This is a genomic window from Paraburkholderia sp. BR13444 (assembly GCF_040948755.1).
GTDB lineage: Bacteria > Pseudomonadota > Gammaproteobacteria > Burkholderiales > Burkholderiaceae > Paraburkholderia > Paraburkholderia youngii.
Window position 1 is genome coordinate 227564 of the sequence record NZ_JBFPKM010000007.1, and the last position, 13697, is coordinate 241260.

General features: G+C 64.8%; 13 protein-coding genes. 6 read left to right on the plus strand and 7 right to left on the minus strand.

Features of this window, described 5'->3' with window-relative positions; translation table 11 throughout:
- Positions 1 to 81 precede the first annotated feature (81 nt).
- A complete protein-coding gene (msrA, locus tag AB3X95_RS21385) occupies positions 82 to 840 on the minus strand; it encodes a peptide-methionine (S)-S-oxide reductase MsrA (protein ID WP_368622472.1) in 759 nt (252 codons plus the stop codon).
- 155 nt (positions 841 to 995) lie between these two features.
- The gene (locus AB3X95_RS21390; protein ID WP_217710841.1) at positions 996 to 1508 is read right to left on the minus strand and encodes an Lrp/AsnC family transcriptional regulator; all 513 of its coding nucleotides are present in this window, start codon (positions 1506 to 1508) and stop codon (positions 996 to 998) included.
- Between the two features lie 133 nt (positions 1509 to 1641).
- Between AB3X95_RS21390 and AB3X95_RS21395 the strand changes: the two genes are divergently transcribed.
- Positions 1642 to 2658 carry a 1-aminocyclopropane-1-carboxylate deaminase gene (locus AB3X95_RS21395; RefSeq protein ID WP_368622473.1) on the plus strand — a complete coding sequence of 339 codons (1017 nt, stop codon included), beginning with the start codon at positions 1642 to 1644 and terminating at the stop codon, positions 2656 to 2658.
- A 15-nt stretch (positions 2659 to 2673) separates the two neighbouring features.
- Here AB3X95_RS21395 and AB3X95_RS21400 read toward each other — a convergent pair whose 3' ends face one another.
- Complete coding sequence (locus AB3X95_RS21400; protein ID WP_184227397.1) at positions 2674 to 3585, minus strand: LysR family transcriptional regulator; 912 nt, start codon at positions 3583 to 3585, stop codon at positions 2674 to 2676.
- 138 nt (positions 3586 to 3723) lie between these two features.
- On the opposite strand from AB3X95_RS21400, the gene AB3X95_RS21405 reads away from it, so the two are divergent.
- Both AB3X95_RS21405 and AB3X95_RS21410 read left to right on the plus strand, forming a co-directional pair.
- Positions 3724 to 4449: a pirin family protein gene (locus AB3X95_RS21405; protein WP_176123768.1), complete on the plus strand. Its 726-nt coding sequence runs from the start codon at positions 3724 to 3726 to the stop codon at positions 4447 to 4449.
- A gap of 97 nt (positions 4450 to 4546) precedes the next feature.
- Positions 4547 to 4960, plus strand: a complete 414-nt coding sequence (locus tag AB3X95_RS21410; RefSeq protein ID WP_176123767.1) for a DoxX family protein — start codon at positions 4547 to 4549, stop codon at positions 4958 to 4960.
- Positions 4961 to 5070: 110 nt separating this feature from the next.
- Here the strand turns inward: AB3X95_RS21410 and ahpF are convergent, their stop codons facing one another.
- The 3 genes from ahpF to prpR all read right to left on the minus strand — a co-directional run bounded on the left by ahpF (position 5071) and on the right by prpR (position 9571).
- Complete coding sequence (gene ahpF, locus AB3X95_RS21415) at positions 5071 to 6663, minus strand: alkyl hydroperoxide reductase subunit F (RefSeq protein ID WP_184227395.1); 1593 nt, start codon at positions 6661 to 6663, stop codon at positions 5071 to 5073.
- 173 nt (positions 6664 to 6836) lie between these two features.
- Positions 6837 to 7400, minus strand: coding sequence for an alkyl hydroperoxide reductase subunit C (ahpC, locus tag AB3X95_RS21420; RefSeq protein ID WP_176106032.1), 564 nt, complete (start codon positions 7398 to 7400; stop codon positions 6837 to 6839).
- Positions 7401 to 7549: 149 nt separating this feature from the next.
- Entirely contained in the window at positions 7550 to 9571 is a 2022-nt protein-coding gene (gene prpR / locus AB3X95_RS21425) for a propionate catabolism operon regulatory protein PrpR (protein WP_184227394.1), read from the minus strand.
- Positions 9572 to 9772: 201 nt separating this feature from the next.
- On the opposite strand from prpR, the gene AB3X95_RS21430 reads away from it, so the two are divergent.
- The 3 genes from AB3X95_RS21430 (at position 9773) to AB3X95_RS21440 (ending at position 12816) form a co-directional block, all read left to right on the plus strand.
- Positions 9773 to 10657 carry an oxaloacetate decarboxylase gene (locus AB3X95_RS21430; protein WP_176106034.1) on the plus strand — a complete coding sequence of 295 codons (885 nt, stop codon included), beginning with the start codon at positions 9773 to 9775 and terminating at the stop codon, positions 10655 to 10657.
- 244 nt (positions 10658 to 10901) lie between these two features.
- Entirely contained in the window at positions 10902 to 12341 is a 1440-nt protein-coding gene (locus tag AB3X95_RS21435; RefSeq protein ID WP_176123763.1) for an MFS transporter, read from the plus strand.
- Positions 12342 to 12378: 37 nt separating this feature from the next.
- Positions 12379 to 12816, plus strand: coding sequence for a GNAT family N-acetyltransferase (locus AB3X95_RS21440; protein ID WP_368622474.1), 438 nt, complete (start codon positions 12379 to 12381; stop codon positions 12814 to 12816).
- Between the two features lie 8 nt (positions 12817 to 12824).
- Here AB3X95_RS21440 and AB3X95_RS21445 read toward each other — a convergent pair whose 3' ends face one another.
- A complete protein-coding gene (locus tag AB3X95_RS21445; RefSeq protein ID WP_368622475.1) occupies positions 12825 to 13685 on the minus strand; it encodes a 2OG-Fe(II) oxygenase in 861 nt (286 codons plus the stop codon).
- Positions 13686 to 13697 lie beyond the last annotated feature (12 nt).

Genomic DNA, 13697 nt, shown 5'->3' on the forward strand with positions numbered 1-13697 from the left:
GCCCACGGGGCATGGCCTCGCAAGATATGCGCCAAGTCTGTGGAAGATTGATGACGAGCGCGACGCAACCGTTCGGCGGGGTCATTGCCCTGCTTGAACGAGCACCGGCTTGTCGCGATACAGGTTGGGGAACAGGCGCTTCAGGTTGGCGATTTTCGGCATGTCATTGAACACGATATAGGCCGAATCGGGATGCAAGGTCAGATAGTTCTGGTGATACGACTCGGCCGGATAGAAGCCCTTGTACGGCTCCGTCTTCGTGACGATCGGCGCGGGGAACACATGGGACTTGTCGAGCTGCGCGATGTAGCTTTGCGCGACGCGCCGCTGCGCGTCGTTCAGCGGAAAGATCGCGGAGCGGTACTGCGTGCCGCTGTCGGGCCCCTGACGATTCAGCTCGGTCGGGTCCTGAACCACCGAGAAATACACCTGCAGCAACTGGCCGTAGGTGACCTTGCCGGGATCGAAGGTGACCTGCACCGATTCCGCGTGCCCCGTGTCGCCGCCGCTGACGGTCTCGTACTGCGCGGTGTCGCGTGAGCCGCCCGAGTAGCCGGACACCGCCCGCGTCACACCACGCACATGCTGGAACACGCCCTGGACGCCCCAGAAGCAGCCACCCGCGAGCACTGCGGTCTCCTCGTGTGCGGTGCTCGCCGGGAGCGGTTCGTCGAGCGCGGGCGGTGCGATGACGACGGCGTTCTCCGCCGGGAACGCGACGCGCTGCGCAAGCGGCGACGCGAAGACGGCGGCGCCTAGCAGCAACGACAGTGCGGCCGTACGCGAGCGTTTCGAGTTGCCGCCGGGCGATGTAAGGGATTGCGGTCTGTTGCCAGTCATGATGGTCGCTCCGAAAAAGTGCCGACGCGCGCCCCCGCTGTGCCACCGTGCTGCCAAGCCGCACGCGGGTGCGCAAAGCTTGGTCGCGCGGGCGCGGCGTTTATGACAGCATGCGCGTTTTTGCGGCCGGCTGCGCGGCCGGGTGGCCGAGCGGCTTACAGCGGAAATTTCGTGGTCGACAGGATTTCCTTCAGCACCATGAACGAGCGGATCTGCCGGACGCCCGGTAGATACAGCAACTGCTCCGCGTGGAGGCGATTGAAGCTGTCGCTGTCGCGCGTGCGGATCACCATGAAATAGTCGAACTCGCCGGTCACCACGTGGCACTCCATGCAGCCGGCCACCTTCTGCGCGGCCTTTTCGAATTCGGCGAACGACTCGGGCGTCGAGCGATCGAGCACCACGCCGATGATCACCAGCATGCCCGCGCCCGCCGCCTTCGGGTCGAGCAGCGCGACCACGCCGCGAATCAGCCCCGATTCCTTCAAGCGTTCGACGCGCCGCAAACACGCCGGCGCGCTCAGCTTCACTTTCGCGGCGAGCGCCACGTTCGAAATGGACGCGTCGGTTTGCAGCTGCCGCAGGATCGCGCGATCGATGCGATCGAGCGCGTGGTGGGGATCGGATGGTTTCGACCCAGTACGAACTTTTGTTGCGCTGATGGCCATGTACACGAACTTTTATGGGGAAGAAGACATTCGTCAATTTTTAAAAGTACGTGCGCGCGATTTTTTTCGCAAGCTCATTTCTGATGGTTTTTTCTAACATGAACCCACGGAAATCACCCACCACGGAGCCGCGATGAACCTGCAACGTTTCCCCCGCTACTCGCTCACCTTCGGGCCGACGCCGATCCAGCCGCTCAACCGTCTGAGCGAGCATCTCGGCGGCAAAGTCAAGCTTTATGCCAAGCGCGAGGACTGCAACAGCGGCCTCGCGTTCGGCGGCAACAAGACCCGCAAGCTCGAATATCTGATCCCCGACGCGCTCGCGCAGGGCTGCGACACGCTCGTGTCGATCGGCGGCATCCAGTCGAACCAGACGCGCCAGGTCGCGGCGGTTGCCGCGCATCTGGGCCTGAAATGCGTGCTGGTGCAGGAGAACTGGGTCAATAACTCGGATGCGGTGTACGACCGCGTCGGCAACATCCAGATGTCGCGCATGATGGGAGCCGACGTGCGGCTCGTGCCGGACGGCTTCGACATCGGCTTTCGCAAGAGCTGGGAGGACGCGCTCGACAGCGTGCGCGCGGCCGGCGGCAAGCCGTACGCGATTCCGGCCGGCTGCTCGGATCATCCGCTGGGCGGGCTCGGCTTCGTCGGCTTCGCAGAAGAGGTGCGCCAGCAGGAAGCCGAACTGGGCTTCAAATTCGACTACATCGTCGTGTGCTCGGTGACGGGCAGCACCCAGGCGGGCATGGTGGTCGGCTTCGCCGCCGACGGCCGCGCCGATCGGGTGATCGGCATCGACGCCTCGGCGAAACCGGCGCAGACGCGCGAGCAGATCACCCGCATCGCGAAGCGGACCGCCGAGAGCGTCGAGCTGGGCCGCGACATCACCGCGAAGGACATCGTGCTCGACGAACGCTACGGCGGCCCGGAATACGGTCTGCCGAACGACGGCACGCTCGAGGCGATCCGTCTGTGCGCGCGGCTCGAAGGCACGCTGACCGATCCGGTGTACGAGGGAAAATCGATGCACGGCATGATCGACAAGGTGCGTAACGGCGAATTTCCGGCCGGCTCGCGCGTGCTGTATGCGCACCTGGGCGGCGTGCCGGCGTTGAGCGCGTACAGCTTCATCTTCCGCGACGGTTGATGTGGTTCAGGTGATTTAGCCGCCGGGCGTCCGCGGTTCGGCCGCGAGCTTTTTCCTCAAATGCTTGCGCAGAAACTCGACGAATGCCCGGATCGTGACCGAGCTTTGCCGATGCTGCGGATACACGGCATAGACGCCCGTCGCCGACGGCAGAAACGCTTCGAGCACGGGCACGAGCTGTCCGCTGGCGAGCGCATCGGCGATGATGAAATCGGGCAGCCGGACGATTCCCAGTCCCGCGACGGCCGAATCGCGAATCAGCTCGCCGTTATTGGCCCGCAACGGCCCGCGCACCTCGACGCTCCTGACCGCGCCGTCGACCCGAAACTCCCAGCTCACCGCGCCGCCGTGGCCGTACAGCAGGCAATCGTGATTCACGAGATCGGCCGGCACGGCCGGGCTGCCACGCCGCCGCAGATAACCGGGGCTGCAGCACGCGATCATCCTCACATCGATCAGCTTTTGCGCGATCAGCGACGAATCCGCCAGCGTGCCGATACGGATCGCCATGTCGAAGCCCTCGCCGACCACATCGACGGAGCGATCGCTCAGTTCCATATCGAAGCGCACGTCGCGATGCTCGCGCAGAAACGCCGCGACGAGCGGCGACAGATGCGTCATGCCGAACGACATCGGCGCGCTCACGCGTAGCAGCCCGCGCGGCCCGGCACGGCGCAACGACATCGCCTGCTCGGCGTCCTCGACCTCGCCGAGGATGCGCCTCGCCCGCTCGTAGAACTCCTGGCCCAGATCGGTCACCGCCAGCTTGCGCGTATTGCGAATCAGCAGTTGCACGCCGAGCGCTTCCTCGAGCGCCATCACACGGCGGCTCACGAACTGTTTCGACAGCGACAGCCGGTTTGCCGCGGCGGTGAAATTGTGGGCGTCGACGGTCGCGACGAAGATTCGCATGTCATCGAGTTGCATCGTATTGTCCACTTCATTGCGACAGTGTTTCCGTTTTTACCATGATTATAACGATCCGGATTGACCTACACTGTCATTCATCGATCGCAGCCAAACATCTGGCCTGGATCACACGACAAAACTCAAGGAGAAAACAGCATGCTCGAAATCAGACACGCCAACCAACGTGGCCGCGCGGAACACGGCTGGCTCAGCTCGCGCCATACGTTTTCGTTCGCGCACTATCATGATCCGAAGCAGAACGGCTTCTCCGACCTGCTCGTGATCAACGACGACCGTGTGGCGCCGGCGCAAGGCTTCGGCAAGCATCCGCATCGCGACATGGAGATCTTTTCGTACGTGCTCGAAGGCGCGCTCGAACACAAGGACACGATGGGCACGGGCTCGGTGATCGTGCCGGGCGACATCCAGTTGATGAGCGCGGGCACCGGCGTGGCGCACAGCGAATACAACCATTCGAAGAGAGAGCCGGTGCATTTCCTGCAAATCTGGATCGCGCCGTCGCAGCAAGGCACGAAGCCGCGCTATCAGCAACAGCACTTCGGCGCGGCCGACAAGCGCGGCGTGCTGCGGCTGGTGCTGTCGCCGGACGGTGCGGACGGTTCGCTGCAATTGCAACAGGACGCACGTGTGTATGCGGGTCTTTTCAACGGCGACGAAACCGCGCGGCTCGAACTCGCGAAGGACCGTTACGCGTATGTTCATGTGGCGCGCGGCAGCGTCACGGTGAATGGCGTCGAGCTTGGCGAGGGCGACGGGGCACGGGTGCGTGGCGAAGAAGCGCTGACGTTCACGCAGGGCCGCGACGCGGAAGTGCTCGTGTTCGACCTGCGCAACATCGAGACCTCGGCACTGTGGGCATAAGCGCTCCGCTTGCGCCGTTAATGACTCAATCTTGAACGTGGCTCGCTGGACGACGATGTTCAGCGAGCTTCAACTCTCTACCCTAACGGGAAAAATCATGCGCTATACGCTGTTTGAAAACCAGAAAGACGCTGTGGTTCTCGTCGCTCGAATCCTGCTGATGGTGCTGTTCGTAATGTTCGGCTGGTCGAAGCTGACCGGCTTTTCCGGCACCGTCGCTTATATGACGTCGACCGGCGCGCCTGTGCCGGAGTTGTCGGCCGTTATCGCGGTGGTGATGGAACTGGTCGTGGGCGTCGCGCTGCTGGTGGGTTTCTTCACGCGACCGCTGGCGCTGCTGCTTGCGCTGTATACGCTCGGCACCGCGATCATCGGCCACCACTACTGGAACATGACGGGCGCGATGCAATACGACAACATGATTCATTTCTACAAGAACATCGGCATCATCGGTGGCTTGCTGTTGTTGTGCGTGACCGGCCCCGGCAAGTATTCGTTCGACCGGCGTTGATATCGATTTCCGTGCTCTAACGAAAAAGGCCCGCATGCAGCGGGTCTTTTTTCGTGCGCAAACTGAAACGGCGGCCCGCGGGCCGCCGTTTGCGTCTCTCATCTGCCGGATCAAACCGCTGCTTCGGCTTCCGCTTCGCTGACCGCCGCGACTTCTTCGCTGTGGCGAATCAGGTGATCGAACGCGGACAGCGATGCCTTCGCGCCTTCGCCCACCGCGATGACGATCTGCTTGAACGGCACCGTGGTCACGTCGCCGGCGGCGAACACGCCCGGCACCGACGTCGCGCCGCGCGCATCGACGACGATCTCGCCATGCTTCGACAGTTCGACCGTGCCCTTCAGCCATTCGGTATTCGGCACGAGACCGATCTGCACGAACACGCCTTCGAGTTCGACCTTCCTCACTTCGCCCGAAGCGAGGTTCTTATAGACCAGTCCGTTGACCTTCTTGCCGTCGCCGGTGATTTCCGTGGTCTGCGCCTGCGTGACGATCGTCACGTTCGACAGGCTGCGCAGCTTGCGTTGCAGCACTTCGTCGGCACGCAGCGTCGCACCGAATTCGAGCAGCGTTACTTCGCGCACGAGACCCGCGAGGTCGATCGCCGCCTCGACACCCGAGTTGCCGCCGCCAATCACCGCGACGCGCTTGCCCTTGAACAGCGGGCCATCGCAGTGCGGGCAGTAGGCGACGCCGTGATTGCGGTACTCGCGCTCGCCCGGCACGTTGATTTCGCGCCAGCGTGCACCGGTCGCGAGGATGATCGTCTTCGCCTTGAGCACCGCGCCATTCGCGAGACGCACTTCGTTGATGCGCCCCGGAATCAGCGCTTCGGCGCGCTGCACGTCCATGATGTCGACGTCATAGGCCTTCACGTGCTGTTCGAGCGCGGTCGCGAACTTCGGCCCTTCGGTTTCGGTCACCGACACGAAGTTTTCGATCGCCAGCGTATCGAGCACCTGGCCGCCGAAACGCTCGGCCACGACGCCAGTCGCAATGCCCTTGCGCGCCGAGTAGATCGCCGCCGCAGCGCCCGCCGGACCGCCGCCGACGATCAGCGTATCGAACACCGGCTTCTTTTCCAGTTCCTTCGCGGCGCGCGCGCCGGCGTTGGTGTCGAGCTTCGCGAGGATTTCCTTCACGCCGCTGCGGCCCTGGCCGAAGGTCTCGCCGTTCAGGAACATCGTCGGTACCGCCATGATCTGGCGCGCTTCGACTTCGTTCTGGAACAGCGCGCCGTCAATCGCGACGTGACGGATGCGCGGATTGATCAACGCCATCACGTTCAGCGCCTGCACGACTTCCGGGCAGTTCTGGCACGACAGCGAGAAATACGTTTCGAATTGATAGTCGCCGTCGAGGCTGCGGATCTGTTCGATCACCGCATCGTCGAGTTTGACCGGATGGCCACCGACCTGCAGCAGTGCGAGGACGAGCGACGTGAATTCATGACCCATCGGAATGCCGGCGAAACGAATGCCCGCTTCCTTGCCCGCTTCGCCGATCGAAAACGACGGCTTGCGCTCGTCGTCACCGCGACGCTCGATCACCGTAACGCGCTCCGACAGAGTCGCGATGTCGTTCAGCAGGGCCAGCAGTTCCTGCGATTTCGCGCTGTCGTCGAGCGATGCGACGAGCTCGATAGGCCTGCTAACTTTTTCGAGGTACGACTTCAGTTGAGTCTTGAGATTGGCGTCAAGCATGGCGTTGCGATTCCGTGACGAGGGGTGTTGGTGTCCCGGCGCCGCGCACGTCCGGATAGGACATGCTGGGCCCGGGGAACGCGCGAAACGCCGTAGCAGGCGATTCGCGCGGTGATGCGCCGGGATGACCCCGGCAGATGCAGACTGCGAGTGCAGCGTGAGCTGCGCGGACCTTAGATCTTGCCGATCAGGTCGAGCGACGGGGTCAGCGTTTCTGCGCCCGGCGTCCACTTGGCGGGGCACACTTGACCCGGGTGAGCCGCGATGTATTGCGCAGCCTGAACCTTGCGCAGCAGTTCGCCAGCGTCACGGCCGATGCCGTTGTCGTGGATTTCGCACAGCTTGATCTCGCCTTCCGGGTTGATCACGAACGTGCCGCGCAGCGCGAGGCCTTCTTCTTCGATCAGCACGTCGAAGTTGCGCGAGATGGCGAGCGTCGGGTCAGCCAGCATCGGGTACTTGATCTTCTGGATCGTGTCCGACGTGTCGTGCCATGCCTTGTGCGTGAAGTGCGTATCGGTCGACACGCTGTAGATCTCAACGCCAATCTTCTTGAACTCTTCGTAACGATCGGCCAGGTCGCCCAGTTCGGTCGGGCACACGAAGGTGAAGTCCGCCGGGTAGAACACGAAAACCGACCACTTGCCCTTCAGGTCTTCTTCAGTGACGGTCTTGAAATCGCCGTTGTGGTAAGCCTGTGCTTTGAACGGTTTGACTTGACTGTTGATGATCGGCATTTGCTGAATCCTCTTTGGAGGGTGGTTGGAAAGTAGAGTCAGTATCTCAGACTACACTTAATAGGTAAAGTGGATTGTTTTAATGAGTTCGATAGTTCCACCCTATTAATCTTGTCGGTCGAGACTATCGGGTCGAATGGCGCGGCGTTTCAGCCCTTCAGAAGCCGCCACAGCGTGGTTCGGCCGATGCCGAGCGCGCGGCTGGCGGCGGCACGATTGCCGCCGGATTGTTCGAGGGCGCGCAGCACGTCCTCGCGGCTGGGGCTGGCGCGGGGCGCCGTGCTGCCAGGCCTCGCGTCCTGAGACGCTTCCGTGATTCGCTCGTCCCCGGACAGCCTGATCCGGCCGAACTCGGGAAACACCGCCAACCAGTCTGGCAAGGCGTCAGCGGTCGAGTTCCCAGACATCTCGCTGGTCCCGTCGCCGATATAAATCGCCGCGCGCGCCAGCAGATTTTCCAGTTCGCGGACGTTGCCGGGCCACGCGTAGTTCGCGAAAAGCGGGTCGAGAAACGCGAGCACCCGCCCGAGCGCCGCCGCCGACAAGCCGTACTGCAGCGCGCTGCGCTCCAGCAGATGCCGCGCCAGCGGCGCGATGTCGGCGCGGCGTTCGCGCAGCGGCGGCAATTTTATCTGAAGCAGATTTAATCTGAAATACAGATCCGCGCGAAACGCACCCTGCTCGACTAGCGCATGAAGATCGCGGTGCGTCGCGGCGATCACTCTCACGTCGACCGGCGTCGCGCGGCCCGCGCCGAGTTTCATCACCTCGCGTTCCTGCAGCACTCGTAATAACCGGCTTTGCAGCGCGGCCGGCATTTCGCCGATTTCATCGAGAAAGATGGTACCTGTGTGTGCGATTTCAAATAGCCCCGGCTTGCCGCCGCGTCGCGCGCCCGTGAACGCCCCTTCCTCGTGCCCGAACAGCTCGCTTTCGATCAGCCCCTCGGGCAGCGCCGCGCAGTTGAACGCGACGAACGGATTGCCGCGCCGCCGACTCGCGTTATGGATGCCCTGCGCGACCAGTTCCTTGCCGGTGCCGCTTTCGCCGCTCAGCAGCACGGTCGCGTCGTGCGCGGCGCCGGCGCGCGCGAGCCGGCGCACGCGCTCGAGCGCCACCGACGCGCCGATCAGATCGTCGAGCCGATGCCGCGCGACCAGATGCCTCGGCCGCTGGCTGGTACGCAGCGAGCGGTCGATCCGTTGCGCAACGAGCGCGTCCTGCGCGGTCACGACGAAACCGGCCCGCGCGCCCTGCTCGATGATCGGCACACAGCTGACGATCAGCGCGCGCCCGCCGATCTGCTCGATGCGTTCGTCGACCGGCTGGTCGGCGACGCGCGTCTCACGCAACAGCGGCGCGAGCGCGCGTCCGACCCGCGCGGAGGTGTCCTCGTCGTCCTGCGGGGCCGCCTGTGCGGAGCCTGAACCGAGCAGGTCGAGCATCGCCGGGTTGACGGCTTCGAGCTGGCCGGCTTCGTCGAACGCGGCGACGCCGTCGCGCAGGTGCGCGACGATCGTATTCAGGCGCACCCGCTTCGATTCCTTCTGGCGGCTCACCCGCGCCAGTTCGACCGAGCGCTCGAACGCTTCCTCGACCGCGGCGAGCGAGTACAGGAACACGCTTTCCATGCCGGCCTGCTGGGCCAGATCGCAGGCCATGCCCGCGCCGACCACCACGCGGCAGCCCTGCGCGGCGAGTTCATCGACCGCGAGCCGCACTTCGTCGATCGACCTGTACGCGCGCTGCCGCAGATCGACGTTCAGCAGCGGGCTCAGGTCGGCCAGCTCCTGCGCGATCGCTTCATGCAGCACCAGCCCGATGCGCGCTTGCGGCCACGTGGCGGTGGCGCGCGTGATTGCGCTCAACACGTCGAAGCCGTTCACCTTGACCATCACGACCGGCACGCTGAGATTCTCTTGCAGATACGCGCCGTTCGAGCCGGCGGACAGTACGACATCGACTGAACCAGCGTCCACGTACGCCTGCAGCGCGGCGACGGCCGCGCCGTAACCCTCCCGTACCGTGAAGAATTTCGCGCGGCCCGCATAGCGCGGCGCTACCGCCTCGCAAAGCGATTGCAGTCGGCTGATACTGACGAGTGCGACGCCGGGGCGGCCGACATCGACAGCGGGGCTCGGGTTCGCGAGGAATGGGGTGAACGTGGACACCGCGGCTCTCCTTGATTGAAACGTTCCGCGAAACGTTTCATGAAACGTTCCACCGATTGTGCCACGAACGCCCCGGGCCGAGCCCACCGCGCGCAAACCATTGTTCCATCGGCACAACGCGTGGAACGCCCGCCAATGGCACGTTTCCTGCAGAATGTCGCCCGCGTTCCACGACCCATTTTCCTTCTGGAGACCCCCATCATGACCACCACTTCCGCCACCCGCCGCGCCGCCTTTCGCGCCAAGGTCAACCAGCGTCAGGGCCTGCTCGTGCCCGGCGCGTTCAATGCGATGAGCGCGCGCGTGATCGAGGACGCCGGCTTCGAGGCGGTCTACATCACCGGCGCGGGCGTCACCAATATGTCGCTCGGTCTGCCCGATCTCGGCTTCATTGGCCTCGCCGAAGTCGCCGAGCACACCGCGCGCATCCGCGACGCGGTCGCGCTGCCGCTGATCGTCGATGCCGACACCGGCTTCGGCAACGCGTTGAACGTGCGCCAGACCGTGCGCGTGCTCGAACGCAGCGGCGCCGATGTGATCCAGTTCGAAGACCAGGTGATGCCGAAGAAATGCGGCCACTTTGCGGGCAAGGAAGTCGTCGCGACGAGCGAGATGGTTGGCAAGATCCGCGCGGCCGTCGACGCGCGCGAGGACGCGAACCTGCAGATCATGGCGCGTACCGACGCGGCGGCGGTCCACGGCATCGAGGACGCGATCGAGCGCGGTCATCGCTTCATCGAGGCCGGTGCCGACATCCTGTTCATCGAGGCGACCGAATCGCTCGCCGACATCGAGCGTCTGCCGGGGCTGTTCGACGTGCCGCAGCTCATCAACATCGTGATCGGCGGCAAGACGCCGGTGCAGTCGCGCGATGCGCTCGCGAAGCTCGGCTACGGCATCGTGCTGTACGCGAACGCGGCGCTGCAGGGCGCGGTGCTCGGCATGCAGCGCGCGCTCGGCACGCTGCAAAGCAACGGCCGCCTCGACGAGGACGCGACGATCGTCGCGCCGTTCAGCGAGCGCCAGCGGCTCGTCAACAAGCCGCTGTATGACCGGCTGGACAAGGAATACGCGGCCAAGGACTGACGCAACGGCGGCGGCGCGGCGGCGCGCCGCACGCCTGCGTGAAAAGGGACCCTTTCTTGCGTTAGGATTCAGGGCTGGAAAGCGGGGCTGAAAATCAGGCAAGCTGATGTCACCGCCAGCCCGAAGCACAAAAACGCACACGACAGGTAATCTCAAGCACCATGAAGTCAAACCCTTCGCGCGCCGCGCGCCGGCCCGTCAATGGTCTTTGCGCGCCTGCCAGCGCGCCGCGGGAGCTCGCGCGATGAGCAGCAGCGGCACCCGCACCGCGCATGTCGGCTGGCTGCCGTACATCGTCGCGGCCACCTTCTTCATGGAGTACCTCGACACCACGGTGATCGCCACCGCGCTGCCGCAGATGGCGCGTTCGTTCGGCGTCGGTCCGAACAGCCTGAGCCTCGGCATGACCGCCTACATGCTCGCGCTCGCGATCTTCATCCCGGCGAGCGGCTGGGTCGCCGACCGCTGCGGCGCGCGCACGGTGTTCGTCAGCGCGATCGGCGTGTTCACGGTCGCGTCGGTGCTGTGCGGGCTGTCGCAGAACGTGCCCGAGTTCACGGCCGCGCGGCTGCTGCAAGGCATCGGCGGCGCGATGATGGTGCCGGTCGGCCGTCTGATCGTGGTCCGCAGCACCGAGAAAGCCCGCATGATGCAGGCGATTTCGACGATCACCTGGCCGGCCATCGCGGCGCCGGTGGTCGGCCCGCCGATCGGCGGCTTCATCACGACTTACGCGTCGTGGCGCTGGATCTTCCTGCTGAACGTGCCGTTCGGCCTCGCGGCGATCGCCGTCGCGCTCGCCATCGTGCCGAACCTGCGCGGCACCGAACGCAAGCCGCTCGACGTCGTCGGCCTGCTGCTGAGCGGCGTCGCGCTGACCGCGATCCTGTACGGCGCGGAGCTCGCGAGCCAGCCGGCCACCAATGCGTGGCTCGCGATCGCGGTCGTGGCGGGCGGTCTGCTGGTCGGCGCGATCGCGTTCCTGCACGCGAAGCGTCATCCGCATCCGCTCGTCGACGTGTCGACGCTGAAGGTGCCGACGTTCTCGGTGACCGTCGTTACCGGTTCATTCACGCGCATCGGCATCGGCGCGGTGCCCTATCTGATGCCGCTGCTGTTCCAGGTCGGCTTCGGGCTGTCGGCGTTCCGTTCGGGGCTGCTGCTGCTCGCGAGCGCGGTCGGCAACCTCGGCATGAAGGCGCTGACCACGCGCATCCTGCAGCGCTACGGCTTCCGGACGGTGGCAATCGTCGACGTGGTCGTGGCAGGCATTTTCATCACCTTGTGCGGACTGCTGACGCCGGACGTGCCGCTCGTGTTCGTGCTGATCGTGGTGTTCGTGTACGGCGTCACGCGCTCGATGCAGTTCTCGACGCTGGCGACGCTCGCCTACGCCGATATCCAGCAGACGCAGATGAGTGCGGCGAGCACGCTGTGGAGCGCGGCCATGCAAATGACGATCGGTCTGGGCATCGCGTTCGGCGCGGTGTCGCTGCGCGTGGCGGCGCTGTTCAACGGCGAGACGACCGGCCACGTGTTCACGCTCGACGATTTCCGCCTCGCGTTCCTGTTCGCCGGCGTGCTGACGCTGCTGTCGGTGATCGGTTATATGGGGCTCGCGCGCAATGCCGGACAGAGCATTGGCGGGGGTTCGCGCGGTGGCGAGACTGCCGCGAAGGGCTAAGGCACACGCCGCCGCTACGCGAACCAGGAGACACCCCGTGCAAGCAAGCGAACTGACGATTTCCAGCCGCATCGACGATCTCGACCTCGACATGGTCTACGCGTTCCTGTCGCAGCAAACGCCGTGGGCCAAGGGCATGCCGCGCGCGACCTTCGAGCGGGCGGTCGCCGGTTCGCTGTGCTTTGGCGGTTTTGTCGACGGCGAGCAGATCGCGTTCGCGCGTCTGATCACCGACGAGGCGACCTTCGCTTACCTGTGCGACGTGTTCGTGCTGCCGGCGTATCGCGGCAAGGGGTATGCGTCGGCGCTGATGAAACATATGTTTGCGAGCCCGTCGCTCGCCAGTCTGCGCAGAGTCGTGCTGGTCACGACCGACGCGCATCATGTCTATGCGCCGCACGGGTTCACGTCGCTCGCGAACCCCGAGCGGTATATGGAGCTGCATCGGCCGGATGTTTATAAAGCGGCCGAATAGGCGCCGCCTCAGCCGTACGCGCGCTCGCGCATCCACTTCGTCATGATCCATTTGTCGCCGGCCAGCACCGGCGCGCCACCGTGCAGCGTCGACGAGTCGAGCTGGCGTTCACCGTTCATGTAGCGGAAATAGACCGCGCCGCCCGCCCGCGCCGCGACCGATAGGCCCGCCGTGGGAAACACCGTCTCTCCGCCGTCCGCAACGTCGTTCAGATAGATGATCAGTGTCGCGACGCGTTGGCCGCCCTGCGCGGTATGGACCGCGCTGCCCGGCTGATCGGGCGCGAAGTAGTCGAAATGCGGGCTGTACTCGCCGCGCGTATCGTAATGAAGCACCTGCAGGCCTTCGCCGTTTTCGAGCGGCCAGTTCGTCAGGCTCGCGATGCGTCGTTCGATTCGCGCGATCAACCGGTCCTCGCCGCGCCGATACCAGACGCCATCGCTGGTCCGGCTGCGGATCACGTCTTCGTGGCCGGTGTGTGGATTGACCGTCGTCGAGCGCTTCAACCGATGTCGCGAGCGTTCGATCAGCTCGGCGCATTCCACGGCCGACAGCACGTCGGCGAACACGACCAGCTGTGGGCGCTCACAGCGTAGCAACACGCGTACGTCGCGGTCAGCGGCGCGGATCAGGTTGCCGCGCGCGAGCGGCGCAGCGTCGTATCGATAAGGATTGGTGGCGGGATCGGCCACTGTGGCGGGTGGTGAGGGGCCGCACGCGCGCCGGTCGAACGCATGGTGGACCGCCACACGGGCTTCGCCGTCGGCAAAGCCGGCCTGCACCATCGCGTCGATCATCGAGCCCGGCGTGCAGCCGCGCGCGACATTGCTGCTCAGCCATTCTTGCCAGGCGGCATCGACGACTCGCATAGCGTTTCCTGT